This is a genomic window from Zymobacter palmae, assembly GCF_003610015.1.
GTDB lineage: Bacteria > Pseudomonadota > Gammaproteobacteria > Pseudomonadales > Halomonadaceae > Zymobacter > Zymobacter palmae.
This window is the reverse complement of the sequence record NZ_AP018933.1, coordinates 1-25,063: the sequence shown is the minus strand read 5'-3', so window position 1 is coordinate 25,063 and position 25,063 is coordinate 1. Positions and strand designations below refer to the sequence as shown.

22 protein-coding genes are annotated in these 25,063 nt (G+C 57.3%); 11 read left to right on the top strand and 11 right to left on the bottom strand.

Features of this window, described 5'->3' with window-relative positions:
- Window positions 1–19: 19 nt before the first annotated feature.
- From rsmG to erpA, 4 genes are all read right to left on the bottom strand, one after another.
- Window positions 20–646, bottom strand: a complete 627-nt coding sequence (gene rsmG, locus ZBT109_RS00110) for a 16S rRNA (guanine(527)-N(7))-methyltransferase RsmG (RefSeq protein ID WP_027704369.1) — start codon at window positions 644–646, stop codon at window positions 20–22.
- Complete coding sequence (gene mnmG, locus ZBT109_RS00105) at window positions 643–2,523, bottom strand: tRNA uridine-5-carboxymethylaminomethyl(34) synthesis enzyme MnmG (protein WP_027704368.1); 1,881 nt, start codon at window positions 2,521–2,523, stop codon at window positions 643–645. Before mnmG ends, rsmG begins: the two co-directional genes overlap by 4 nt.
- A 678-nt stretch (window positions 2,524–3,201) precedes the next feature.
- Window positions 3,202–3,933 carry an SIMPL domain-containing protein gene (locus ZBT109_RS00100; RefSeq protein WP_027704367.1) on the bottom strand — a complete coding sequence of 244 codons (732 nt, stop codon included), beginning with the start codon at window positions 3,931–3,933 and terminating at the stop codon, window positions 3,202–3,204.
- 172 nt (window positions 3,934–4,105) lie between these two features.
- Window positions 4,106–4,456, bottom strand: a complete 351-nt coding sequence (erpA, locus tag ZBT109_RS00095) for an iron-sulfur cluster insertion protein ErpA (RefSeq protein ID WP_027704366.1) — start codon at window positions 4,454–4,456, stop codon at window positions 4,106–4,108.
- Between the two features lie 213 nt (window positions 4,457–4,669).
- Between erpA and ZBT109_RS00090 the strand changes: the two genes are divergently transcribed.
- From ZBT109_RS00090 to ZBT109_RS00040, 11 genes are all read left to right on the top strand, one after another.
- Window positions 4,670–5,140 carry a CopD family protein gene (locus ZBT109_RS00090; protein WP_084261695.1) on the top strand — a complete coding sequence of 157 codons (471 nt, stop codon included), beginning with the start codon at window positions 4,670–4,672 and terminating at the stop codon, window positions 5,138–5,140.
- A gap of 81 nt (window positions 5,141–5,221) precedes the next feature.
- Window positions 5,222–6,514 (top strand): glutamate-1-semialdehyde 2,1-aminomutase, encoded by a 1,293-nt coding sequence (hemL, locus tag ZBT109_RS00085; protein ID WP_027704364.1) that lies wholly within the window; start codon window positions 5,222–5,224, stop codon window positions 6,512–6,514.
- Between the two features lie 137 nt (window positions 6,515–6,651).
- The gene (locus tag ZBT109_RS00080) at window positions 6,652–7,827 is read left to right on the top strand and encodes an AAA family ATPase (protein WP_051523627.1); all 1,176 of its coding nucleotides are present in this window, start codon (window positions 6,652–6,654) and stop codon (window positions 7,825–7,827) included.
- Window positions 7,828–7,922: 95 nt separating this feature from the next.
- The gene (gene rdgB, locus ZBT109_RS00075) at window positions 7,923–8,534 is read left to right on the top strand and encodes an RdgB/HAM1 family non-canonical purine NTP pyrophosphatase (RefSeq protein WP_027704363.1); all 612 of its coding nucleotides are present in this window, start codon (window positions 7,923–7,925) and stop codon (window positions 8,532–8,534) included.
- A complete protein-coding gene (gene hemW, locus ZBT109_RS00070; protein WP_038277526.1) occupies window positions 8,534–9,733 on the top strand; it encodes a radical SAM family heme chaperone HemW in 1,200 nt (399 codons plus the stop codon). The genes rdgB and hemW overlap by 1 nt, the downstream gene beginning before the upstream one ends.
- A gap of 47 nt (window positions 9,734–9,780) precedes the next feature.
- Complete coding sequence (locus tag ZBT109_RS00065) at window positions 9,781–10,377, top strand: OmpA family protein (RefSeq protein ID WP_051523626.1); 597 nt, start codon at window positions 9,781–9,783, stop codon at window positions 10,375–10,377.
- Between the two features lie 105 nt (window positions 10,378–10,482).
- Window positions 10,483–11,334, top strand: coding sequence for a 23S rRNA (adenine(2030)-N(6))-methyltransferase RlmJ (locus ZBT109_RS00060; protein ID WP_027704361.1), 852 nt, complete (start codon window positions 10,483–10,485; stop codon window positions 11,332–11,334).
- A gap of 29 nt (window positions 11,335–11,363) precedes the next feature.
- Window positions 11,364–11,672 carry a putative quinol monooxygenase gene (locus ZBT109_RS00055; RefSeq protein ID WP_027704360.1) on the top strand — a complete coding sequence of 103 codons (309 nt, stop codon included), beginning with the start codon at window positions 11,364–11,366 and terminating at the stop codon, window positions 11,670–11,672.
- Between the two features lie 44 nt (window positions 11,673–11,716).
- Complete coding sequence (locus tag ZBT109_RS00050; protein ID WP_027704359.1) at window positions 11,717–12,853, top strand: glycosyltransferase family 4 protein; 1,137 nt, start codon at window positions 11,717–11,719, stop codon at window positions 12,851–12,853.
- Window positions 12,854–13,184: 331 nt separating this feature from the next.
- Window positions 13,185–13,664 carry a GNAT family N-acetyltransferase gene (locus ZBT109_RS00045; RefSeq protein ID WP_051523625.1) on the top strand — a complete coding sequence of 160 codons (480 nt, stop codon included), beginning with the start codon at window positions 13,185–13,187 and terminating at the stop codon, window positions 13,662–13,664.
- A 608-nt stretch (window positions 13,665–14,272) separates the two neighbouring features.
- Window positions 14,273–14,689 (top strand): hypothetical protein, encoded by a 417-nt coding sequence (locus tag ZBT109_RS00040; protein ID WP_027704358.1) that lies wholly within the window; start codon window positions 14,273–14,275, stop codon window positions 14,687–14,689.
- Between the two features lie 107 nt (window positions 14,690–14,796).
- Here ZBT109_RS00040 and ZBT109_RS00035 read toward each other — a convergent pair whose 3' ends face one another.
- The 7 genes from ZBT109_RS00035 to dnaA all read right to left on the bottom strand — a co-directional run bounded on the left by ZBT109_RS00035 (window position 14,797) and on the right by dnaA (window position 25,063).
- Window positions 14,797–15,417, bottom strand: a complete 621-nt coding sequence (locus ZBT109_RS00035; protein ID WP_051523624.1) for a PqiC family protein — start codon at window positions 15,415–15,417, stop codon at window positions 14,797–14,799.
- Window positions 15,418–15,428: 11 nt separating this feature from the next.
- Entirely contained in the window at window positions 15,429–17,075 is a 1,647-nt protein-coding gene (pqiB, locus tag ZBT109_RS00030) for an intermembrane transport protein PqiB (RefSeq protein WP_027704356.1), read from the bottom strand.
- Entirely contained in the window at window positions 17,041–18,420 is a 1,380-nt protein-coding gene (locus tag ZBT109_RS00025; RefSeq protein ID WP_051523623.1) for a paraquat-inducible protein A, read from the bottom strand. The genes pqiB and ZBT109_RS00025 overlap by 35 nt, the downstream gene beginning before the upstream one ends.
- A 90-nt stretch (window positions 18,421–18,510) precedes the next feature.
- Complete coding sequence (gene gyrB / locus ZBT109_RS00020) at window positions 18,511–20,928, bottom strand: DNA topoisomerase (ATP-hydrolyzing) subunit B (protein WP_027704355.1); 2,418 nt, start codon at window positions 20,926–20,928, stop codon at window positions 18,511–18,513.
- A 97-nt stretch (window positions 20,929–21,025) separates the two neighbouring features.
- Window positions 21,026–22,114 (bottom strand): DNA replication/repair protein RecF, encoded by a 1,089-nt coding sequence (recF, locus tag ZBT109_RS00015; RefSeq protein ID WP_027704354.1) that lies wholly within the window; start codon window positions 22,112–22,114, stop codon window positions 21,026–21,028.
- Window positions 22,115–22,286: 172 nt separating this feature from the next.
- On the bottom strand, window positions 22,287–23,408 hold the full coding sequence (gene dnaN, locus ZBT109_RS00010; protein WP_027704353.1) for a DNA polymerase III subunit beta: 1,122 nt from the start codon (window positions 23,406–23,408) through the stop codon (window positions 22,287–22,289).
- A gap of 188 nt (window positions 23,409–23,596) precedes the next feature.
- Window positions 23,597–25,063: a chromosomal replication initiator protein DnaA gene (gene dnaA / locus ZBT109_RS00005; protein ID WP_027704352.1), complete on the bottom strand. Its 1,467-nt coding sequence runs from the start codon at window positions 25,061–25,063 to the stop codon at window positions 23,597–23,599.

Genomic DNA, 25,063 nt, shown 5'->3' with positions numbered 1-25,063 from the left:
AATCCCTTGGACGTCTATTTCAACGCCGAAGGGCCGCTCGCACCAGATGACGCTCACCGGGATCGCCGGGGGCGGAAAGATCGTGGCTACCAATCTGTTCGATATCGTCAGGAAGCACGTCATCCGTATCGACGCGTCCACGCATGGCCAGCCATTCCCCGCCGTCGGCCAATACATGACGGCTCAGCGAGACGAAATCATTCAGCGATGAAAACGCGCGGCTCGTGATCTGGTCGAACTGCTGATCTTCAGACAACGCTTCGATACGCTCGTGCAACGGAGTGACATTGGACAGGCCCAGCTCCATCACAACCTGCTTCTGGAAGCGCACTTTCTTGCCGTTGCTGTCCAACAAGCTGACCTGCAGTTCTGGGCGCACGATGGCTAAAATCATGCCAGGCAGTCCGGGACCGGAGCCTACATCCAGAATCCGAGGGCCTTTGACCCACGGCAGAATGGTCAGACTGTCGATGACGTGGCGCGTCATCATGGCGTTCGGATCACGCACTGCCGTGAGGTTATAAGCGCGATTCCATTTGTGCAACAGCACAACATACTGCACCAGACGCTCACGTGCCGTGGCGTCCAGTGTAAGTGACAGCGCATTCAGCCCTTCGTCGAGACGGGTTTCAAGCTGAGCAATCATGCGTTCTCCTGCGTCTGGCGGTATTCACGTTTCTTGAGGTAGACCAACAGCAGCGATACGGCCGCCGGGGTGACACCCGAGATGCGTCCCGCCTCGGCCAGCGTTTCCGGCCGCGCTTCCATCAGTTTCTGACTGATTTCCTTCGACAGCCCGTCGATGCGTTCGTAATCAAGATCAGCAGGCAACTTGGTATCTTCATGACGACGTAGGCGTTCGATCTCATTCTGCTGACGCGCGATGTAGCCTTCATACTTGGCCTGAATCTGCACCTGTTCGATAACGTCTTCAGCCACCGCGTCATCGCCCTGCGGTAGATCGCGGTAATCAATTTCAGGACGGCGTAGCAGATCAAGCATGTTCTGCTCGCGACTCATTCCTTCCAGTTTGTCACCGAAATGCGCTGCCAGTTCGCTACCCGGCAGTACCCATGTCGATTTCAAACGGGTTGTTTCAGCATCGATCGCATCGACCTTCGCGGAGAATGCTGCATAGCGTTCATCATCGACCAGCCCCAGTTCACGCCCTTTTTCGGTCAGACGCAGGTCTGCATTGTCTTCACGTAACAACAGGCGGTATTCCGCACGGGAGGTGAACATACGATACGGCTCGCGTGTTCCCATGCGGATCAGGTCATCAACCATGACTCCGATGTAGGCCTCGTCGCGGCGCGGATACCAACCGTCCAGCCCTTTAGCACGGCGTGCAGCATTCAAACCGGCCAACAGTCCCTGCGCAGCCGCTTCTTCATACCCTGTCGTGCCGTTGATCTGGCCTGCAAAGAACAGGTTATTCATGAAGCGGGTTTCCAGCGTGTGATGCAGGTCACGCGGATCGAAGAAATCGTATTCGATGGCGTAGCCCGGACGCAGGATATGGGCGTTCTCCAGCCCTTCCATCGAGCGCACCAGATCCAGCTGCACATCGAACGGCAGCGACGTTGAAATGCCGTTGGGATACAGCTCGGGCGTATCCAATCCTTCGGGTTCGATGAAGACCTGATGGCTGTTCTTGTCGGCAAAGCGGTGGATTTTGTCTTCGATCGACGGGCAGTAACGCGGACCAACACCTTCGATGACACCGGAGTACATCGGCGAACGGTCGAGGTTATTGCGGATGATGTCGTGGGTGCGTTCGTTGGTATGCGCGATATAGCAGTTGACCTGCCGCGGGTGCATTTCACGATTGCCCAAGAAGGACATCACCGGCACCGGCGTGTCACCTGGCTGAACCGCCAACTTGGAGAAGTCAATCGAACGTGCGTCCAGACGCGGCGGCGTTCCGGTTTTCAGGCGCGCCACGTTGAACGGCAGTTCACGCAGACGTTCCGCTAGAGCAATTGCACTAGGATCGCCAGCACGTCCCCCTCGATAGTGTTCCAGACCAATGTGAATCATCCCGCCCAGAAACGTTCCCGTACACAGCACTACTGAGGTGCTGTGAAACCGAATGCCTGCTTGCGTCACCACACCTTTTACGTCATCGCCTTCAACGATCAGATCGCTGGCTGCCTGCTGAAAAAGCGAGAGGTTGGGTTGATGCTCGAGGGTATGGCGGATGGCGGCCTTGTAAAGGACGCGGTCCGCCTGTGCGCGCGTAGCGCGCACCGCCGGCCCTTTTCGGGCATTCAGGGTACGGAACTGAATACCGCCTTTATCGGTGGCCAGCGCCATGGCTCCCCCGAGGGCGTCGATTTCCTTGACCAGATGGCTCTTGCCGATGCCACCGATGGCCGGGTTACAGGACATCTGTCCCAGCGTTTCGATGTTGTGAGTCAGCAGAAGCGTTTTCGCACCAGTGCGCGCAGCGGCCAATGCGGCTTCTGTTCCGGCATGACCACCGCCGATGACGATGACGTCGAAGCGGTCTGGATAGTCCACGTGTGTAACCTCGATGAATGGAGCTTTTGGGGTAACGGCAACGTCAGGAAAAAATCGTTTCCATGCGAATGCGATGGGGGCAATCCGTCGGGGAGGCTGCGTTGCGGGCCGCATTATAACGTGGCTGTGGGTAACCGTCAGGGTTTTCCACATGGGCCAAGTCATAACAGTGATTCAGTACATATCTAAAGAAAAGTATTTAAAGAGAAGTTCTATTGAAGTAATGATGATTAGTCAGACGTCTTTTTGTGGATAACGCACTTTTGTCCATTGAATACATGAATTTATAGCCTTCATATCCTTCTGGGGCGATGTTGTATGGACTGGGGAGATGATCTTCATGACCTGTGAACAACTTTCGTGATTATCCACATGTCCATCCGTCCACGGGTTGCTAACGGATCTGTACGTAAGTTGTGCCCGAGGTTATTAACGTATACGTCAAGGTAGTTCGAGTTGGCATGCCACTAGGGATGGCAAGGAGATAGGAGTGGATAACAGTGATTTTTATCCACAGCCCAATTTCCTTATTTCCAATGCTGTTTTGAGGGGCTTTACATGAAGGCGGAAGGTACTGCATACGATCGAGGGGCCATTGCAAGCGTCATTTGCTTGACGTTAAAAAGCCTGCCGTGTGGCAGGCTTTTCTGCATGATGCTTGAGCAGCGCCGAGGACGTTTAGTCCTTGAGGGTGTAATCGATGTTGGTGACGACGCGGACTTTCTTGATGTCAGGCGTGTAATTGTCCAGATCTTCTACCGTGAAGTACCCCTGTGAAGCGTTCTTGATTGCGCCAAGGTGGCTTTCCGAATCCGACGCAAACTGCTCTGCCGCTTTGCGTGCGTTGGCCGTCGCTTCGCGGATCATGTCGGGCTTGATGTCATTAAGCTTGGTGAACTGGTACTGCGGGGCGTAATCGTTGCCATCGTACAGCCCGGATGACAGCAGCACTCCTTGGCTGACCAGATCACCTGTATGGCGCGAAGCCGTGCGAACGGTTTCTACCTTGGATGTGCGCACGACGACAGCAGCAGAGCCGGTGTAGCGGTTGATAATCGGTTTGTCTGAAGAACCGTATTCGTTGCGATCGCTGACCTTCATCGGTGAGAGGCTAAGCTCGCTGTCTTCGAACCCTTGCTGGCGGAGGAAGGCTCGGGTGAGGTTTTCACTTTTCTGCAGCTCGATCTGCAGCGAGGCCAGATCCTTGGCTTCTACACGGAAATAGACGGGCCAGAGGGCCATGTCAGCTTTCAGTTCGCGTTCGGCGACCCCTTTGACGGAGGCGATGCGGTTAGATTCCTGCCAGATCTTGCCGACCGTGCGTAGGTAGCTGCCGCTCCAGACCAAGCCTACGGCGATTAGGCCGCCCAGCACGGCACCTGTCAGTAGGTTGCTTCGTGAATGACTCATTGAAATATCCCTGTGAGATAGGAGGGGTGCGAGGAGGGTTCCTCTCTTCTTTTGTAGCGCAGAAGAAGTGTATCGCAACGTGTGTTCATGAAAGGTGAAGGCAGTGATGAAAATGCCCTTGCTTCCAATAAGGCAAGCAAGGGCATCGGGGGAGGCTTAGAGAGGAAAAAAGTCAGATAGTGAAGGATGAACCGCATCCACAGGTCGAGGTTGCATTCGGGTTGTGCACCATGAAGCGAGCCCCCATCAGGCCCGTTTCGAAGTCGACGGTTGATCCCACTAGATACTGATAGCTCAACGGATCAATAACGACAGCAACGCCGCCGTTATCAACCAGCGTGTCGTCTTCTTCAAGATCACGCGTCAGATCGAACCCGTACTGGAAGCCTGAGCAGCCACCGCCCGTCACGTAGACGCGCAGCTTGAGATCGTCGGCCTGTTCCATGTCCATCAGCTCGCGGACGCGGGTAATCGCGCTCTCGGTCAGCACCAGCGGTGCTGCGGGATGTTCGGCACCACTCATGGCAGCCTCCTATACTTGAGCGCCCGCCACAGCGCGGCTAGCGCGAGCGTGGGGGCGAAGAATCATTATCATTGGTGGTTAGTGTATCACTGCAGGTTACTAGGTCTTCAGTTTCCTGATTGAATATGACAATGACCATCATGGCCGTCGACCGTGTAACGTTTTTGAGCGGCGGTGGGGCTTCGGTCATATGCTGAAAGCGTTGGGCAAGGAATGCCTTCTCTTTACATTCAGGGAGTGATGATGATGCAGACGTGGAGTCAGTGGGTATTGGGTGGCCATATCATAGCCTTCGTATTCTGGAGTGCGGCGTTATTCGGTATGGCGGGGCTGCTGGTGCACCATGCGCAGGCGGCAAAGGAAAACGATGCGCTTGGATGTGCACGCTTCTCCATCATGGAAAAACGACTGTTCCGTGGCATCATGAGCCCCGCCATGCTGGCGGTTATCGTTTTCGGTATCCTGTTGATCGTGCTCAACACGGGGGTACTGACCCGTGGCTGGCTCTATATCAAAGCGGCTTTGGTTATCATCCTTATCGGACATCAACATTTCTGTCTGGCGCAGATCAAGCGCCTGGCGGCCAATCAAGGCCATAGCCCATTGTATTATCGTGCCCTAGCGATCGTACCGACCGTGTTAGTCGTGGCCATCATTCTTTTGAGCGTACTGCGGCCCTATTAAGCGGCCGGCGTCGCTTATCGTTCTTTCTCGCTGCCAGCGCTTGATAGTCTGGCCGTGTCATCTTTCTTGGAGGCAAGCCCTATGACGACCTCTTCACAGCTGTTCGAACGTGCGCAACGGCACATTCCTGGCGGCGTGAACTCTCCCGTACGCGCTTTTAAAGGGCTGGGTATGGCGCCCGTGTTCATTGAGCGCGCACAGGGGCCTTACCTCTTTGATGTCGAAGGTCAGCGCTATATCGATTATGTCGGGTCGTGGGGGCCGATGATTACAGGGCATGCTGATCCTGATGTTCTGAAGGCTGTCCATGAGCGCGTCGAAAAAGGGCTGTCCTTCGGTACGCCGACAGCGATCGAAACGGAGATGGCTGACCTAATCTGTACGCTGGTGCCGTCGATGGACATGGTGCGCATGGTCAACTCTGGTACCGAAGCGACTATGTCCGCCATCCGCCTAGCGCGTGGACACACGGGGCGTGATCGGATCGTCAAGTTCGAAGGCTGTTACCACGGCCACGTCGACTCTCTGCTGGTGAAGGCCGGTTCTGGAGCGCTGACACATGGCGAACCGAGCTCGCCGGGGGTACCCGATGCGCTGGCCGAGCTGACCATTACCTTGCCCTACAATGACATTGATGCGGTGCGGACGCTGTTCGCTGAACGCGGTGATGACATTGCGGCTGTGATTGTCGAACCCGTCGCAGGCAACATGAACTGCATTCCGCCGGTGGCTGGTTTTCTGGAAGCGCTGCGTGATGTAACCGATGCGTGCGGCAGCGTGCTGATTTTCGATGAGGTCATGACCGGCTTCCGTGTGGCGCTAGGCGGTGCCCAGGCACACTATGGCATCACACCCGACCTGACTTGCCTAGGCAAGATCGTGGGCGGCGGTATGCCAGTCGGTGCTTTTGGCGGTAAGCGCGAGATCATGGCGAAACTGTCGCCGTTAGGACCTGTCTATCAGGCAGGGACGCTGGCAGGTAATCCGTTGGCCATGTCTGCGGGACTAACGCTGCTCAACAAGATTCGCGCACCGCATTTCCACGAGCGACTGGCCGATAAGGTAAATCAGCTGTGCGACGGCCTTGAAGCGCGCGCTCGGGCTGCGGGCATTCCCTTACTGACGCATCGCGCAGGCGGTATGTTCGGCGTATTCTTTACCGATCAGTCTGCCGTGGACGGCTTTGAACAGGCGACGGCCTGTGATGCTGAAGCGTTTCGCCGTTTCTTCACATTGATGCTGGAACATGGGGTGTATCTGGCGCCGTCCCCCTACGAAGCGGGGTTCATGTCGGCCGCACACAGCGACGATGATATTGCACACACCCTGCAGGCAGCAGAAGAAGCCTTTGCCCGCATGGCCGCCGCTGCCTAGGCATGGCGCGCGATGCCGTGCCTGTTTACACTATCGGCATCGCGTAGTCGGTACGGCCGGCGTTCGCTACACGGCTCATGTTCCTGTCGATCAGGCGTGGGCGCGACGATTTTTCATGACCATCAGGAGAGCACCGCGTGATCCGGACACTGCCATCGCTGCTCAAGCGCCTTGCCCATTACGGGTATCTCGACGATACCACCCTTGGTGATGTAGACAGCCTGTCGGGTGATGCGTTGACCTCGGTGCTGTATAGCATCGCGGACAACCTGATGGCCCGACGCAAAGCCCCTTCGTGGCCCGATGCGCGCTATCAGACGCCCAATGAAGCCTTTGACGACTGCATTTCCCGCTTTGAAGGCGTAGATCTGGCCCCTGAAGAACAGGAAATTCTGACGCAGCTGCGCCCTTGGGGCCGGGAAGCCTATGCGCGTCTGGCCCCCACCTTCCAGAAACGTCGCGACGATGGTTTTACCGTTCCCGCGCTGGGCATTGCCGAAGGCGATGTGTGCGGCGATCTGGCGGTGATGGCCGCCGAAAGCCTCAGTCACGATCAGTTGCGTACGGCCAACGTTATTGCCGATCGCTACCTTGAAGAAACCGGCGACTACGCCACGCTGCGCGTGCTGATCTACTTCATCGCGTATGTGTGCCTGTATCGCGCGTTGGAAGTGGTCAATGACCCTGAATCGCGCCTAGCATATCTGCGAGAAGCGGGCTGGGTGGCCGAGTTCCGCGTGCCGTACCTCCTGATCGGTACGGGCGTGCACGGCAGCGGTAAAGGCGATTTTACCTACTCGGCGATGAAGGAGCTGGGCGGTATCCGTATTCGTGCCAATGTTGAGCGTGCGCGCATTCTCGGTAAGTCGGTGGCGAATACGCCCGATGACTTCGATGAAGCCACTACCGAGCAGACCTATCGCCGCATGGCTCATATCACGGGGCTGCTGCTGGAAGCCGGCTACCCAGTCTACATTGACGGCAGCTGCCTGACACGCGCACAGCGATCACTGCTGCGCAACGAGGCTGAGGCACGCGGTCTGGCGGTCATGATCGTCAGCTTCGAGGCCGATCAAGCTACCTTGGAAGCCCGTGTGGCCGAACGCCAGCGCAAGGTGGGGCTGCCGGTCGAAGACGGTCTGCGCATTCTCAGCGAGCAGCAGGCGCGCTTCGAGCCGTTCGATGATGAAGAGCTGTTCCATCTGGTGCATCTGGATACGACACAGCCTGATGCCAACGATACGCTGGTTGCGCTGATTCGAGAGAACGTACGTATTCCCGGTACGACGATTCCCATCCCTCCGTTCAGCTGAGGCTGAGCGTCCCACGTCAATTCCCTTCAAAAACGATCAGGCCACGGTGGTGACGCCGTGGCTATGATATGACCGATACGCTGCACGAGAACGATATGGCGACGACTTCACAAGCCGTAGTGCTGGCCAGTGGCAACGCTGGCAAGCTGCGCGAATTCCAAGAACTGCTGGCTCCGCTGGGTATCACGCTGAGCAGTCAGGCCGATCACGATGTCCCCGAGGTTGAAGAAACCGGGCTGACCTTCGTCGAAAACGCACTGCTCAAGGCGCGCGCGGCATCCCGTCATACCGGCCTGCCCGCCTTGGCTGATGATTCAGGGCTGGTTGTCGATGCGCTGAATGGCGCACCGGGCATCTATTCCGCACGCTATTCTGGCGAGCATGCCGATGATGCCGCCAATAACCGCAAGTTGCTTGATGCGCTGCGTGATGTACCGGAAGGTCAGCGTCAGGCGCATTACTGGTGTGCGCTGGTCTATCTGCGCCATGCCGATGATCCCGCGCCGTTGATCATTCAGTGCGGTTGGAAGGGCGATATTCTCTCCCTGCCGCGTGGTGAAGGTGGCTTTGGTTATGACCCACTGTTCTGGGTGAGCGAAGCGGGTATGAGCGCTGCCGAAATGAGCCGTGCCGAGAAAAACCGTCTCAGCCACCGCGGACGCGCCGTTGCCGAGTTTATCGACGCATTGAAGGCTGACAACGCTTGATGACTGTTGAGACAGGCTTGCCGCCGCTGTCGCTGTATGTGCATGTGCCGTGGTGCGTGCGCAAGTGCCCCTACTGCGATTTCAACTCGCACGGCATTGGACGTAATGCAGCATTGCCTGAAGAGGACTATCTGGCTGCGCTGTTGGACGATCTGGCGCAAGAATGTGCTCTGATCACTCCGCGTCCGCTGCACAGCATCTTCATCGGTGGTGGAACGCCCAGTCTGATGTCGCCCGCGTTCTATGAGCGGCTATTGCAAGGCATCGACGCACGCATTGGCATGGCTGACAACATCGAAATCACCATGGAGGCCAACCCAGGCACGTTCGAACAGGCGCGCTTTGCCGGGTTCCGAGCGGCGGGCGTTAACCGGCTATCGCTGGGTATCCAGAGCTTCGATGACCATGCGCTGCAGGCCCTAGGGCGTATCCACAGCGGTGATGATGCCTATACAGCGGCCGATCGTGCTCGCGCGGCTGGGTTCGACAATATCAACCTCGATCTGATGCACGGCCTGCCGGGGCAAACGGTCGAGGCGGCGCTGGAAGATATCGATCGGGCGCTCTCAATCCAGCCCACGCATCTGTCGTGGTATCAGCTGACCCTTGAACCGAATACCGAGTTCTTTTCGAAGCCGCCTGCGCTGCCCGAAGAAGAAATCCTGTGCGACATTCAGGACGAAGGGCACCGTTATCTGTCAGAACACGGCTTCGAACGCTATGAAATATCAGCCTATTCGCGCCGCGACACAACACGCGATTACCGTTCACGCCACAATCTGAACTACTGGCAGTTCGGCGATTATCTAGGCATCGGCGCTGGGGCTCATGGTAAGCTGTCTACCCGCTCGTCGGCGGGTGAACTGACGCTGGTGCGCCGCTGGAAAACGCGTCAGCCGGAGGCCTATCTGCGCCGCCGTCACGACCCCCGCGGCTATCTCGCGGGACAGCGTGAAGTGGCTCGCGATGAGCGTGGGCTAGAATTTCTGATGAACGCATTGCGTCTTGTCGACGGTGTTGACCGTGACTGGTGGACATCGCGAACCGGCCTTGCCATGGCCGAGCTGGACGCACAGACCCGTGAGGCACGCGCCCGTGGGTTGCTGGATGAACATTCGACGCGGTTGAAGGCCAGTGAACAAGGACTATTGTTCCTGAATGACCTTCTTGCGTTATGTGACCTCGATGACAAGGACTGACGGCACTCGTACGGGCTGCCGATGTCGGTGATGAAGGAGAATGACCGATGAATCGTAAGACACTGTGGGCACTGCCTTTGGTTGGCGTGCTGGGCCTGGCGGGATGTGCCTCTTCCTCTTCCGTAGCCGAGCAGCAGAGTGCGCCAATGGCTCGCCCTTCTGCATCGCAGCAGCTGGACGCTCAGGAACAGCGCCTGCGCCAGAAAACCCAGAATATCAATGGCATCAGCGTGATCCGCACGGCTGACACGCTGCAGATGAGCATGCCGGGTTCCATTACCTTTGCGAATGACAAGGCCACGTTGTCCAGCACCATTCGCCCGGTGCTGTCTGACGTTGCGACCATTCTGAAGGAATTCCCGGATACAGCGATCGTCGTGGACGGTTACACCGACGCCAACGGTCGTGCGGCCTACAACCTGCGCTTGTCTGAACTGCGTGCGCAGTCGGTGGCTAATGCGCTGGTGCAAGGGGGCGTCGACATTCGCCGTCTGTCCACCAAAGGACACGGTGCATCTGACTTCGTCGCGTCCAACAAAACGGCCAAAGGGCGTGCTCAGAACCGTCGCGTAACGCTGACGCTGGTACCGCCACACTATGACAACCAGCCGATTCCGGGCCAGATCATTCCTGGTCAGAAGTAATCGCTACGTTTTACCACGCAGTATATGCTGACGTGATGGACAGGCCCGGGTTTCCCGGGCCTGTTTACATTCAAGGCTGTCCGTTCGAGAACCAAGGAGATTGCCGTGCTTGCCTACCAGCACGCTTACCATGCAGGCAACGTTGCCGATGTACACAAGCATGTTACCCTCAACGCCCTGCTGGCCCGCCTGCATGGCAAGGCTTCGGCCATTACCTGCGTGGACACCCACGCGGGACGCGGCATCTACCCCCTCGATGCACAGGAAACCCAGCGCGGTGGCGAGTACATCACCGGCGTAATGCCGCTGTGGGAACAGCGCCAGAAGCTGGCCGAGCGCAGCCCCGTGCTGAAGGAATGGCTCGACGATCTGGCCACGCTTAACCCAAATGGCACGCTGTCCTGCTACCCCGGTTCACCGTGGTGGTTTGGTCATACACTGCGCGACCAAGACACGCTGGCGCTTTTCGAGTTGCATCCCGGTGAAGTGAAGCACCTCGAAGAAGCCCGCGAAGCGTTGCCCCACAATGTGCGGGTGACGTACGGTGACGGCCCTGAAACGCTGCTCGATCAGCTGCCGTTTCCGACGCCTCGTCTGTGCGTGCTGATTGATCCGTCATACGAGATCAAGAGTGAATATGCGCAGATGGCCGATGTGCTGGCAGCAACGGCCTACAAGGTGCGCCATGCGATCGTGGCGATCTGGTATCCGCTATTGCCGGAAAATCGCCATCAGGCGTTGCTGGAAGGGATCGTGGACTACGATGTGCGCAAGGTTTGGCGCAGCGAACTAATCTTCCGCGATCCGTCTGCCGGCCGGGGTATGTACGGCTCTGGGCTGGTGATCATGAATCCGCCGTGGCAGCTAGATTCGATCCTGAACGACGCTTTTGGCATCATTGCCGCATGCTATGGCGAGCAAGCCTCGCACCGCAGTGGCTGGCTGGTCGAAGAATGACCACTCTTTCATCGTTAAGGAGCGATATCATGGCTCACACAGCAGAGGCGCTGGTCATCATGGCCGAGTTCACTCTGACGCCGGAAGGCTTACACCGGTTTCTGGACATTGCTCGTCAGGATGCCCGCGATTCAGTGGCCAACGAGCCGGGCTGCCAACAGTTCGATGTCCTCATCAATGAAGACGACCCGCTACAGGTGACGCTGCACGAAGTCTATGACAATCAGCAGGCTTTCGAAGCACATCTGGCAGCACCGCACTTTGTGCCTTTCCGCGACGAGACGCCCGCGCTGATCGCTTCGCAGAAGGTGCGCAGATTCACACGCAGTGCGCGCTGAGCGCCTCTGTCATCACGTTCGACGTAACAAGGGCAGGACAGTGTATGTCCGGAAAAGTATTGCAGCTGTGCCTTTCCAAGGGCGCAGGCGGGCTTGAAGTGTATCTGGCCCGCATCATCACCGGGTTGCAGCAGCAGGGCTGGACCGTTTACGGCGTTGCGTTAGAAGGAACGCGCGTTGCCGAATACATGCATGCTGCGGGTATCCGGTATCGTGCCAGAAAGAGCCAGGCACGTGCGCTGATGAGTGTCCGTTCCATCGTGCGCTGGATGCGTCTCGAAGGCATTGATGTCATCCACTGCCATAAATCGAGCGATCTGAGGCTGGCTGCCCTCATCAAATGCTTCCTGCCGCGCACCAAGCTGATTTATACCGATCATGTGGGCAGCAAGCGTGAGAAGAAAGATCTGTTCCATCGTTGGGCATATGGCAAGGTGGATCGCGTACTGTCGATTAGCGATGAAACTCGCGAGCGCAACGTTAAGGCGCTGCCGTTGCCTGCTGATCGCATCACCCGTCTGCATCACGGCATCGAGATTGACCAGTTCCCACCGTTGGCGTCGATTGAAGCGCGTCATGCACTGCTGAAAGAGCTTGATCTGCCGACCGACCGGGCCACGATCTGCCTGCCTGCGCGTGTGGCAGAAGGCAAAGGCCACGATGTCTGGGTTGAAGCGCTGGCACAGCTTCCAGACGATCTGCCGTGGCATGGCGTGATTTTGGGCGGTACGGTGTGGTCTCAAGGGGGCGATGAAGACTACGTTGAGCGTATCGAAGCGCTGATCGAACGTCTTGGTCTGGCGTCGCGCATTACGTTTACCGGGCACCGCTCCGATATTCGCCGCCTGTTGCCCGCCTTCGATGTGCTCTGCATCCCTTCGCGCAACGAAGCGTTCGGCCTGACCGTTATTGAGTCGATGGCGGCGGGACGACCTGTCGTGGGCTCCAACAGCGGTGCCATTCCTGAACTTCTGGCGGAAGACAGTGGTCTGCTGGCCACTTACGACGATCCCGCATCATGGGCCGCCCAGCTGACCCGCTTGCTGAAAGATGAATCGCTGCAGGAAACGCTTGGTCGCAGAGGGCGCGAACGGGTAGAAGCTCATTTTTCGCAGCAGCAGCACGTGGCCAAGCTGATCCAGCTGTACACGGATCCGACTCATGTCGGGCCTGTGCTGTAGCGAGTTCCCCCGCAAGGGAAGACGGTAGCAAATTATCGAGACGGTGCGTTCTTTGGGTGTCGTAAGCTGGTGGGTGACAAGTGCTCGTTATAGCCTCGATCCAGACGAAAGCATAAGGTAGATCGCGAGGAAGCAGCGGATAACTATAACAATAATGCGCTTTCTCGGCGGCCGTATAACAAGAACAACGAGGCCGGGGATACGTCAGTTTGTGCACCATTGACCTGCTAATAGGTCATGGTGCTCTTTTAACTGCCTAAGTGCTTATGGACGTTATCTTTGATATGCGCTTAGGATGAAGGCTTCCCGCGACTATCGAGAAGGAAGCGCCATGTATACGCAGATCGTTCCAGCCTGTTCTGAGCATGCCTCTGATATCAGCACCATGATTCATGACATGCTGGAACTGTTTCTGGCAGAAAGTCCCGAACAGGTGCAGGCTTCCTTTTTCGAACGCTATCTTTCCACCGACGCGATTCGCACCTATCTGTTGGATAAACATCATGATTATTACGTTATGCAAGCCGAGCAGGGTGAAATAATCGGGGTGATTGGCCTTCATGAAGCGCGTCACGTTCGCCACCTGTTTGTTGCCCGGAATCACCATGGCAAGGGGTATGCCCGCCAGCTCTGGGCCCACGTGCTTCCTCTAATGAAGGCTCGAGCATCGCTGGAAAAGCCGTTTACCGTCAACGCCAGCGTCTACGCTATTCCCGCCTACCGCGCCTTTGGCTTCGTTGGCCGTGACGAAGACCTTTGCTGTGAACACGGTATACGCTATTTGCCCATGAGCCGCCCTGCAACGCTATAAATACGCGCATCTATCAATGCGTTGCCTTTGCCGGTCAATGGCAGAATTTACTCGCCAGAAACATGGCGATATTTGGTCGTTTTTCTGATGTTCTTTGCTATCAATACATTGATTTAATAGTTAAATTTATGCTTTTAATGGTGTCTATCCTGTGCTATTTCATTCGCCATTCAGGAGCAGGTGCCAGCATGATGCCTGATGGCTTCATATTCAGCGCGTACAGGGACTGATGGTCATCAGTCCTTTTTCTATCCTATAAAAATAAAGTGTTATTCTATTTATAATGGCACCATTATTTGATTTAATGATTAATAAAGTGGCTTTTTACGGTGGATAAATTTGGCACGCTATATATGGTGTAATATGCCATGCGTTTATTTTTTATGGTGCCTGGAGGGTGCTTAGAATGAGAGAGCAAGGGGTGCTCTTCTTGCTTTTGGAATAATGACGGAAAAAGCCACCTTATCGAATAATACTTTCTTTACCAAACATCATTAAATTCTTTCTCGACAACCACAGGGTGTAGTTATTATTTTATAAAATTGGCACTATAGCCATGCAGCATATCGCTGCAATGTATTGATAATAATAACAATAGGGGAAACATCATGTCTGTTGAATCCGTTCGCAATCTGTTGAACTACACTACTGTCTACGCTGGTTTTGATGTACGTGGCCTCGACACTTCTCGTCGTGACGCTTGGGTGAGCCTGGTGCATTCCGGTGAACTGACGTACCGCATTACTGAACGAACGCCTGAACTTGATCGTATCGAAGACCTCTGCTCGCAGGTAACGATGTCTTTCTACAGCCTGACGCTGTGGGCTTTCCATGCGGGCAGCCGTGCGCTCGCGCTGATCCAGCAGATGCTGGACGAAAACATGGATCGTACCGACGAAATCAAGGCGCTGATCGAAGCGACACCGCTGGATGACGACGATGATGGTTACGGCTATGGTTCATCTGACAGCTATGGTATTCAAGCCGTAGAAGAAGGCTATGGTGACGCGTCGGTTGCCGAATAAGACAGCGATGAGCAGGCGCTGAGCGCATATGACAGCAAATGGCTAGATGACAAAAGGCTCACCTCCGGAAGGAGGTGAGCCTTTCTTATTCCAAGATAGCAGTAGCGTTATTGGCGGGACAGTGCGTCGAGCTGCTGCGCGATATTATCTGCCAGCTGCTGGACGTTCCTGTCCAGTGCATCAACGAGGGCGGCATAGCCATCCTGCGCCAGCGGTTCTTCATATGAGAACGCATGCTGACGGATGATGCGCCGTTCGGCATCCAATATACGGTACAGGCCACTTACGATAGCTTTGCCGTCATAGCGTCCCTGAAACTGGTTGATCTGGACGGTGACGTAGTAGCTAGGCACGTCAGCAGAATCGCCCGTCATCAGGCTGACGGTACGAGTGCGGTTCGACAGGGCTTGATACAGCGAACGGTCGAGCTGGCTGGACAGGGTGTCAGCCCAGAGGTTGTTGCGAGCTTCGTTGACCTCAACCGGCGAGGTCTGGAAAACGATCCCGTTGACCTGTAACTGCCCCGCCAGCTGGACAGGCATGATCAAGGCCCCTTGCTTGGCGGGCGCGACAGAGGCCGCCTGCGGTGTGACCAGCGGGTGCTGGGGCAGCGTGTACTGGTGAGTGGCGACGGGCGAGCTGCCACAACCTGCCAGTAGCATGCTCAGCAGCAGCGCAGGCCATGACCTGCGTGCCGCCCGCGATAAAAACGTCAGTCGTGGAAACATGGCCGATTGCCTCATGGGTGCGCCTTCGGTTGAGGATCTTTGGCGTTGCCGCCGTCGAAGATCAGAGCATTGGGCTTGTCGCTGATCTTACGAACCGCGGGCTGAGCATTGCGCAGCAACTGGTTCAGCTGCGTAATCGTGCCCTGTAGCTCGCGATAGGTCGGCGATTGCTGCGAGAACCCATCCATCGTGTTGCGCAGTGAACGGATCGACTGCTGGATGTCTGCTGGCAGCTGCTGGAACGTGGGCGATGCCATGACGTCGTTGAGCCCTTTGACCGTACGGGTCAGCTGTTCCGTCATGTCGCTGGTGTTCTTCAGCGTCGTATTGAGGTTACCCACCACGGACCCCAGCTGCAGCGAGTTCAAATTATCCAGCAGCGTCGAAACTTTGCCCGTGATCTGGCTGAAGCCACCTGGCTGACTCGGGAATACCGGCTTGCCATCGTACAGCTGTGGTTGATAAGGCGAGGGTTTGTCGACCACGCTCAGATCAACAAACAGCGCGCCAGTCAGCATGTTGCCCGTTACCAGCGAGGCACGCAGGCCGTGTTTGATCATGGCGTCAAGACGCTGACGCGTATTGCGCAGATCGTCGTCGGTGACCACTGGCTGCAGGCGCTGAGGCTCAATGCGGATCAGCACCGGAATGCGGAAGCCCTGCTGGTTGTTGTCGCTGAGGCTTTTAATGTGCCACGGCAGCGCGGTCACGGTCCCGATGCGCAGACCACGGTATTCGACCGGTGCGCCTTCGATCAGTCCGCGCACCGAGTCGTCGACCATCACTACGTACTCGATGTACTGGTTGTAGCTGCCCTGTTTGGCATCATCTTCATCATTGTAGAGCCGGAAGCGGGTATTTTCGGCGACGGTGGGGCCGGGGTCGACGCCATCCGTTACTTCGAAAGTGACGCCACCGCTGACCAGCGTTTCCAGTGATCCGATACCCGCTTTGAATCCTTCCGACGTTAGCGTGAAGTTGACCCCCGATGTCAGCCAGAAATGGGTGTTCTGAGTGATCAGGTCACGATATTCGTGGAAAATGTAGATATCGTAGTGGATCTTGCGTTCTTTGGGGTCGAACGTTGATGATTCCACGCGGCCGACCGTATACCCCTTGAAGATGACGGGGTCACCGACGCTGAGTGAACTGGCGCTGTCGCTGTCCAGCCCGATGCGCAGGCCGTTGGCGTCAGCCAGTGCAATGGGGGGCTGATCGAGCACGTCGAACGTCTTGATCGGCTCGTCTTCGGTCATATCGGGCAGTAGCTCAATATAGGTACCGGACAGCACGGTGCTAAGACCGCTGATGCCTTCTGGGCCGATGCGGGGCTTCACGACCCAGAAGCGAGCGTTCTGACCGAGCAGGTGTTCGTATTCCGGATTGAGGCGCGCCTTGATGAACACGCTGTGCGCATCATCGGACAGTTCGACGCGATTAACCTCACCCACCTTGACGCTGCGGGCGCGAATCTCCGTGCCGGCCTGAATGCCCTCGGCACTCTGGATCGACAGGGTGATGATCGGCCCAGTCTGGGTGATGGCATGGATGACCATCCATAATCCGATCAGCAGTGCCAGCAGCGGCACGAACCAGATTGGCGAAATGGCATCGCTGAGACGTTTAGCCCTGCTCTTGGGTGCTGTCGAAGGCTGCATCGGCAATATCGTCCTGTCCTGATGAAGTGTGCGAGGTCTTCATGACCTCTTGCAGGGAGGTATTCTGGCGGAGAAAAGCGTCTTCGGCAGCGTCCCACATGAGGCGCGGATCGAAGCGTTCTGCGGCGACCATGGTGATGACGACAACGCTGGCGAAGGCCACGATACCGTGTTCGGGAATGATCGCCATCAGTGCTCCCAGCTGCACCATTGAGCCTAGCACTGTCACGACGAAAACGTCGATCATCGACCAGCGGCCGATGAAGTGCGTGACGTGATAGAGGCGCATGCGGTTGCGATAGCGAAACGGCAATGGTTGACGCGTCTTCAGGCACAGCCACAGCAGTGCCATCAGCTTGGCCACGGGCACCATCACGCTAGCGAAGAAGATCACCAAGGCGACGGGATAGTCACTGTAGCCGATCAGCAGCAGCACCCCGCCAATGATAGTCTGGTGGGCGTGATCTCCCAGCTGGTTGATGGTCATGACTGGCCACAGCATGGAAGGGATATAGAGCATGGCCGCCACTAGCAGCAGCGCCAGCGTATGCTGGATGGAGTTGCGCGTACGGGCATGGAGCACTTCATTGCAACGTGTGCAGCGGCCGTGGCCGTGTTCATCGACCCGTCCAGGCTGCTGGCAGACATGACAGCAGGTCATGCCTTGTTGCAGGCCACGCTTGGACGTGTCCATCTTAGGGGCGCGGCATGGGCCGCCGAGCGCTTCCCATATTTCGTTCCAGCTGGTGTGGGCGACCGTCAGCAACGTGAGCAGGCTGAACCCACAGAAGGTCCAGAATGATATTCCGACGCTGATCGAGGCCATCGACATGATCTTGATCAGGCTAACCAGTACTCCGACCACGAAGATATCCGGCATGACCCACGTCAGGGAATAGTGCATCAGACGTGCCACATAACGGGCGCGGCCTGACTGCCGACGTAGGGCCAGAATCAGGTAGAGGTAGAGGGTGCCAATGAGGTACAGCGCAGGCAGTAGCAACACGAAGATCACGAACAGCAGCGTCAGAACGGGGTAGTTCAGCACCATGGGGGTCGTGGCCGCCTGAGGCAGCGTGATCGAGTGCGATATGCCTGAGGAAGAAAAGGAGATGTAGTCGTAGCTGAGCGAGAACGCCAGCAGGATCAGCGCCGTGATCGCCAGTGCCGCTGGTGTTCCTATTGGCACATGGCGGCGCTTAAACAGTACGTGACCACAATAACGGCAGTGCGCACGTTCACCGCGTGCCAGTTCCGGCAGCGTACTGACGGTATCGCACATTGGGCAGACGCGCTGCCGGGTCACGGGGTGGCGCATATCAGGCTGTATGCGTAGTGACGTCATCCTGACTCCATGAAGCAGACAAACAGCCCCGATGAATGAGGCCGCCTGTCTGAGCGTACGACAGTGGTCGGAATAGACGTCCTAGCGATGCTATACGTCCAGGTTAGCCACCAGCGCATTGTTTTCGATGAATTCGCGGCGAGGCTCGACTTCATCACCCATCAGGGTGTTGAACATCAGATCCGCAGCAACGGCATCTTCGATAGTTACGCGCAGCATACGGCGCACTTCGGGGTCCATCGTGGTTTCCCACAGCTGCTCTGGGTTCATTTCACCCAACCCTTTATAGCGCTGGATGCTGAAGCCACGCTGAGCTTCGCCCATCAGCCACTGCAGTACCTGATCGAAGTTTTCGACCGGTTTGCGGCGTTCACCGCGCGCAACGAACGCGCCTTCTTCCAGCAGACCTTCTAGCTCGCGGCCCAGCGCCATCATGGCGGTGTAATCGGCGGAAGCAAAGAATCCTGCCCCCAGCGTATGATCATGCTTCACGCCATGAGCATTCACTGTTACGGATGGGAAGAACATGCTGCGTTCAGCGTCATGATAGGTGCCCACTTCGTACTGAGCCACGCCTTCATGGACAGACAATGCGTCGAGACGTTCCTTCAGCGGTGACAGCCATGCTTCTACGGCAGCTTGATCGCGCAGTTGCTCGGTCGTCAGTGCCGGGACGTAGACCATCTCGCGCAGGATATCGAGCGGGTAGACGCGTGCCAAGCGGTCGAGGCGGTGCATGACGTCACGATAGCGATGGATCAGCGCTTCAAGGCGATCGCCGCTGATGCCCGGAGCCGTTTCGTTGACAAACAGTGCTGCGCCGTCCAGTGCCGTGGTGGTCAGGTACTGTTCGAGGGCCGCTTCATCCTTCAGGTACATCTCCTGCTTGCCGCGCTTGATCTTGTACAGCGGCGGCTGTGCGATGAAGATGTGGCCGCGTTCGATCAGCTCCGGCATCTGGCGGAAGAAGAACGTCAGCAGCAGTGTACGGATGTGCGAGCCGTCGACGTCGGCATCGGTCATGATGATGATCGAGTGGTAGCGCAGTTTGTCCGGGTTGAACTCTTCGCGGCCGATACCACAGCCCAGCGCCGTAATCAGGGTGCCGACCTCGGCAGAGGACAGCATCTTGTCGAAGCGGGCTTTCTCAACGTTGAGGATCTTACCTTTCAGCGGCAGGATCGCCTGCGTGCGGCGGTCGCGGCCCTGCTTGGCGCTGCCGCCTGCAGAGTCACCCTCCACCAGATACAGTTCGGATTTCGCCGGATCTTTTTCCTGACAGTCCGCCAGCTTGCCGGGCAGCCCTGCGATGTCGAGCGCGCCTTTGCGGCGTGTCATCTCACGAGCCTTGCGAGCGGCATCGCGTGCACGCGCAGCATCAATCATCTTGTTGACGATCGTTTTCGCTTCGGAGGGGTGTTCCAGCAGGTACTCGGAGAACTGACGGTTCATTTCCTGCTCAACCGCCGTCTTCACCTCGGAAGACACCAGTTTGTCTTTGGTCTGGGACGAGAACTTCGGATCAGGCACCTTGACCGAGATGATCGCGGTCAGGCCTTCACGGGCATCGTCACCAGTGGTACTGACCTTGGACTTCTTCTGCAGCTCTTCGGATTCGATGTAGCTGTTCAGCGTACGCGTCAGGGCCGCACGGAAACCGGCTAAGTGCGTACCACCATCGCGCTGCGGAATATTGTTGGTATAGCAGTGCAGGTTTTCGTTGAAGCTATCGTTCCACTGCATCGCCACTTCGACGCCGATGCCGTCTTCACGTTCGATGTTGAAGTGGAAGACCGGGCACAGCGGCGTGCGGTTCTGGTTGAGGTGCTCAACGAACGCGCGCAGGCCGCCTTCGTAATGGAAGACTTCTTCGCGGTTGTCGCGTTCGTCGATCAGGCGAATCGCGACGCCCGAGTTGAGGAATGACAGCTCGCGCAGGCGCTTGGCCAGAATGTCATAGACGAACTTGATGTTGGCGAATGTTTCCGCAGAAGGGCGGAAATGCACCTGTGTACCCGTGCGTTCGGTTTCACCGATCACGGCCAGCGGGCTTTGCGGTACACCGTGAATGTAAGTCTGTTCGTGAACCTTGCCGCTGCGCCAGATGGTCAGCGTCAGCTCGGCCGACAGCGCGTTGACGACGGAAACACCGACGCCGTGCAGACCACCGGAGACTTTATAGGAGTTGTCGTCGAACTTACCGCCTGCGTGCAGGACGGTCATGATGACCTCGGCCGCCGAGACCCCTTCTTCCTTGTGGATGCCTGTCGGAATGCCGCGACCGTTATCGGAGACGGTGATGGATTCATCGGCATGGATGACGACGCGGATTTCGGAGCAGTAGCCAGCCAGTGCTTCGTCGATCGAGTTGTCTACGATCTCGAAGACCATGTGGTGAAGACCGCTACCGTCATCGGTATCACCGATGTACATGCCCGGGCGTTTTCTGACGGCGTCTAGCCCTTTGAGTACCTTGATACTCGATGAATCGTAAGCGTTGTCACTCATTGCACGCTCCCTTGGAGGTTCATGGAAGACCCGCATGGCGTACCGTGCGAGCCCTCTTGCAGGGTAGACGATGCGCGCGGGCACACCGTCCGTGTGTTCATGTTTTGAGCTGCCCGTCTTTCAGCCTGAAGTGGCTGACGGACGTATCGCTGCGCCAGTCGTAACCCAATGTGCTTTCGTCGATCACGGTCATGAAAGCCTGGCTTTGCTGTGCCTCCAATTGGGCACAAAAACGCTGGCGATGTTCCAGATCCAGCTCTGCGGCCAGATCGTCGATCAAATAGATGCAGTGGCGATCTGTGTGCTGTTCGAGCAGCTGACCTTGAGCCAACTTGAGGGCACTGACCACCATCTTTTGCTGCCCGCGAGACAGTACTTCCTGTGCCGCACGGCGATGGATGCGCAGTTTCAGATCAGCGCGCTGCGGACCCGCCTGGGTAAAGCCCATCTGACGGTCGGTCTCGAAATGCTCGTCGAGCACTTCGTGCAGTGACCGTTGCCTATCCCAGCCGCGCTGGTAGCTCAGGCTCAACGTTGGCAGCGAGGTCAGGTCGCCCAGAATGCGATCGAACAGCGGTGACAGTGCCTCAACATAGGCTTGGCGCATGGCATCCAAACGTTCGGCAGCCTGCGCCAGCTCATGGTTCCACGTACGCAGCATCAATGGATCAATTCTATCATGTCTCGGCCTTAGCAGCGCGTTCCGCTGCTTCAGGGCGGTGCGGACTTGTTGCCAGCAGGCCATGAAGGCCGGCTGGGTATGGAACACGCCCCAGTCGAGGTATTCGCGGCGTGCCTTCGGAGCACCTTCCAGCAGTCGGAACGTATCGGCATTGATCAGCTGCATTGGCAGCCAGTGCGCCAGTTCTGACAGCCGTGTCAGCGAGCTACCCGCCAGCCGTATTTCCGGGCTTTCCGCATCGCGCTGGCGGGCCAGTCCGATGGGAACGGGTGGATCACCGGCGAGCTGTCCGAACAGCACCAGCTTCTCTCGTTCGAAGTGAATAGCATTTTTCAGCTGACGCGTGCGGAACGAGCGGGCCAGCCCCAGTACATGGAGCCCTTCCAGTATGCTTGTCTTACCTGCGCCATTGTGGCCAGAAATCAAATTGATGGCAGGACTGGGGCGCACCGACAGGTCGGCCAGATTGCGCAGTCCCATCAGGTCGAGGCGCTCAAGCGGCATGGTGATTTACCAGAAAGGGAATAATACGGAAAGGCGGCCAATGCGGAGCCTCTAAACGGCAAGGTGCCAAGGCACAGACGCAAGGATGCCCATCTCGCGCGGGCGACATGGGCATCCTCGTCATCACTGCGTACCGTATGAAGGGCGCATGATAAAAACGCGAGCGCTGCGATTACAGGCGCATCGGCATTACGACGTACTGAGCCGTGACGGCCATCTTGACGTCGTCATCCAGCGCACGTTCCAGCAGCGCACTGCTGTTCGGATCGGACAGCGTGATGTGTACGCGGTCGGAGTCCAACACGTTCAGCACATCGACTAGATAGCCGACGTTGAAGCCGATCTCGAGGCTGTTGCCTTGGTAATCGACGTTGATGTTCTCTTCCGCTTCTTCCTGCTCAGGGTTGTTGGCCTGAACGCGTAGGTTGCCGCTTTCGATGAACAAGCGAACACCACGGTATTTTTCGTTGGAAAGGATCGCGGTACGGGACAGTACCTGACGCAGCTCGCCACGCTCGGCCAGCACGTGCTTGTCGCCGCCGCGCGGGATGACGCGTTCGTAGTCAGGGAACTTGCCATCGATCAGCTTGGAGGTGAACACAAACCCGCCTGTGCGTGCGCGCAGATGGTTCGGGCCGATGACCAGCGTGATCGGTTCATCGCTGTCGTCAAGCAGGCGTGCCAGTTCGAGTACACCCTTGCGTGGCAGGATCAGGCGCTGCGGAGCGGCCAGATCATACTGTCCTGTAGCGGCAGCGGTTGCCAGACGGTGACCGTCGGTTGCAACGACGCGGACTTCATCCGGTTTCAGCTCGAACAGCATACCGTTCAGGTAGTAGCGGACGTCTTGCTGTGCCATAGCGAACGATGTGGCATCGATCAGGCGCTTCAACGTACCGCGCGGCAGTGTCAGTTCGCTGTCTTGCTTGCCTTCCTCAATGTTCGGGAATTCGGCGGCGCTCAGTGTCGACAACGTGAAGCGAGAGCGGCCAGCGCGCAGCACGGCACGACCTTCTTCCAGCGCGATGTTGATCATCGTGCTGTCGGGAAGCGACTTGCAGATATCCATCAGCTTGCGGGCAGGAACCGTAGTGGCGCCTGCGGCGTCCAGCGTATCCATGTCGGCGTGACCGATCAGTTCGACCTCAAGGTCGGTACCGGTCAGGCTCAACCCGTTGTCACTGGCGTCCAGCAGCACGTTTGAGAGAACCGGCAGCGTCTGGCGGCGTTCCACGACGCCTGCCACGAGAGAAAGGGGGCGCAGCAGGGCTTCGCGTGTGATGGAGAATTTCATGGCATTCCGCTCTTCGTATCTGGGCTGAAACTTCTGTCGGAAGACACACCTGCGGTGTGATTCCATAACGATATCATGGCATGACTGTAGCGCGTTTGACGACCTGCGCCTATTGCCATTGTGACCTATGCCATCGGCCTTGCGGAAACGGTCATGTTCCCCGCGGCAGACGGTCTACCCCGTGTGCCTTAGCTGGTCAGCAGGCGCATCAGGTTCTTGTAGTCCTCGCGGATATCCGCATTTTCTTCGCGCAGCTCGGCGACCTTGCGGCAGGCGTGCAGCACGGTGGTGTGATCGCGTCCGCCGAAGGCATCACCGATCTCGGGCAGACTATGGTTGGTCAGCTCCTTGGCGAGCGCCATCGCAACCTGGCGCGGGCGTGCTACCGAACGCGAACGGCGTTTGGAGTGCAGATCGGCCACCTTGATCTTGTAGTACTCCGCCACCGTACGTTGAATATTGTCGACGCCGACCTGCTTGTCTTGAAGAGCCAGCAGATCCTTCAGTGATTCGCGAATGAATTCCTGCGTGATGGGACGGCCCATGAAGTGAGAGTCAGCAATGACTTTCTTCAGGGCACCTTCCAGCTCGCGCACATTGGAGCGAATCTTCTGGGCGATGAAGAACGCGGCGCTGTGAGGTAGATCGACTTCTGCCTGCTCCGCTTTCTTCATCAGAATGGCAACGCGTGTTTCCAGCTCTGGCGGTTCGATGGCGACGGTCAGCCCCCAACCAAAGCGCGACTTCAGACGCTCTTCGACGCCCGCGATTTCTTTGGGATAGCGGTCCGAGGTCAGAATCATCTGCTGACCGCCTTCAAGCAACGCATTGAAAGTGTGGAAGAACTCTTCCTGCGAACGTTCCTTGCCAGCGAAGAACTGGATATCGTCAATCAGCAGAGCATCGACGCTGCGGTAGAAACGCTTGAAATCGTTGATGGCGTTGAGCTGCAGTGCCTTCACCATATCCGCCACGAAACGCTCGGAATGCAGATAGACCACGCGTGCATTCTCACGCAGCCCCGCCAACTGATTGCCGACAGCGTGCATCAGATGGGTCTTACCTAGACCGACACCGCCGTACAGGAACAGTGGGTTGTAGGCACCGCCCGGGTTCTCGGCGACCTGGCGGGAAGCGGCGCGGGCCAGCTGGTTCGACTTACCTTCGACGAAGGTGTCGAAGGTGAAGTTGGGATTCAGGCCGCTCTGGTGCTTGAGCCCCCCCTCGACCTGCACGTGGCGCGCAGCGTTACCACGCACGACAGCCGGCGCTTCGTCGATGTCCGCAGCAGCGTTGTCTTCGCTGTTCTGACCGAACTCAACCCGCGGCGCAGCAGGGCGCGCGCTCGGCGTGGCTACCCCACGCGGGCGCTCCTTGGGAGCCGCTGCCGGTGCGGCGGCCGCTCGGCGGCTACCGATACCCAGCGAGACTTTTGGAGGCTTGCCAGAGGTCTGTTCGCGCAGCAGTTCATTGATGCGCTTGAGGTACTTGTCACTGACCCAATCCCGTACGAAACGGTTGGGAGCCAAGAGGACAAGCGTATTGCTGTCCATATCGCTTTCCACCTGCAACGGGCGGATCCAGGTGTTGAACTGCTGAGAGCTCAATTCATCCTGAAGGTATGCGAGACATTTTTGCCAAAGACCTGTCGACAC

Bases quoted from the DNA above. Each gene is read 5' to 3' on its own strand.
- ZBT109_RS00100 (WP_027704367.1), bottom strand. From the start codon at position 3,933: ATGAGTCATTCACGAAGCAACCTACTGACAGGTGCCGTGCTGGGCGGC.
- ZBT109_RS00065 (WP_051523626.1), top strand. From the start codon at position 9,781: ATGAATCGTAAGACACTGTGGGCACTGCCTTTGGTTGGCGTGCTGGGC.
- dnaN (WP_027704353.1), bottom strand. From the start codon at position 23,408: ATGAAATTCTCCATCACACGCGAAGCCCTGCTGCGCCCCCTTTCTCTC.
- hemL (WP_027704364.1), top strand. From the start codon at position 5,222: ATGACGACCTCTTCACAGCTGTTCGAACGTGCGCAACGGCACATTCCT.
- ZBT109_RS00090 (WP_084261695.1), top strand. From the start codon at position 4,670: ATGCCTTCTCTTTACATTCAGGGAGTGATGATGATGCAGACGTGGAGT.
- ZBT109_RS00045 (WP_051523625.1), top strand. From the start codon at position 13,185: ATGTATACGCAGATCGTTCCAGCCTGTTCTGAGCATGCCTCTGATATC.
- hemW (WP_038277526.1), top strand. From the start codon at position 8,534: ATGACTGTTGAGACAGGCTTGCCGCCGCTGTCGCTGTATGTGCATGTG.
- pqiB (WP_027704356.1), bottom strand. From the start codon at position 17,075: ATGCAGCCTTCGACAGCACCCAAGAGCAGGGCTAAACGTCTCAGCGAT.
- rdgB (WP_027704363.1), top strand. From the start codon at position 7,923: ATGGCGACGACTTCACAAGCCGTAGTGCTGGCCAGTGGCAACGCTGGC.
- ZBT109_RS00040 (WP_027704358.1), top strand. From the start codon at position 14,273: ATGTCTGTTGAATCCGTTCGCAATCTGTTGAACTACACTACTGTCTAC.
- ZBT109_RS00055 (WP_027704360.1), top strand. From the start codon at position 11,364: ATGGCTCACACAGCAGAGGCGCTGGTCATCATGGCCGAGTTCACTCTG.
- ZBT109_RS00050 (WP_027704359.1), top strand. From the start codon at position 11,717: ATGTCCGGAAAAGTATTGCAGCTGTGCCTTTCCAAGGGCGCAGGCGGG.
- erpA (WP_027704366.1), bottom strand. From the start codon at position 4,456: ATGAGTGGTGCCGAACATCCCGCAGCACCGCTGGTGCTGACCGAGAGC.
- gyrB (WP_027704355.1), bottom strand. From the start codon at position 20,928: ATGAGTGACAACGCTTACGATTCATCGAGTATCAAGGTACTCAAAGGG.
- rsmG (WP_027704369.1), bottom strand. From the start codon at position 646: ATGATTGCTCAGCTTGAAACCCGTCTCGACGAAGGGCTGAATGCGCTG.
- recF (WP_027704354.1), bottom strand. From the start codon at position 22,114: ATGCCGCTTGAGCGCCTCGACCTGATGGGACTGCGCAATCTGGCCGAC.
- ZBT109_RS00035 (WP_051523624.1), bottom strand. From the start codon at position 15,417: ATGTTTCCACGACTGACGTTTTTATCGCGGGCGGCACGCAGGTCATGG.
- ZBT109_RS00025 (WP_051523623.1), bottom strand. From the start codon at position 18,420: ATGACGTCACTACGCATACAGCCTGATATGCGCCACCCCGTGACCCGG.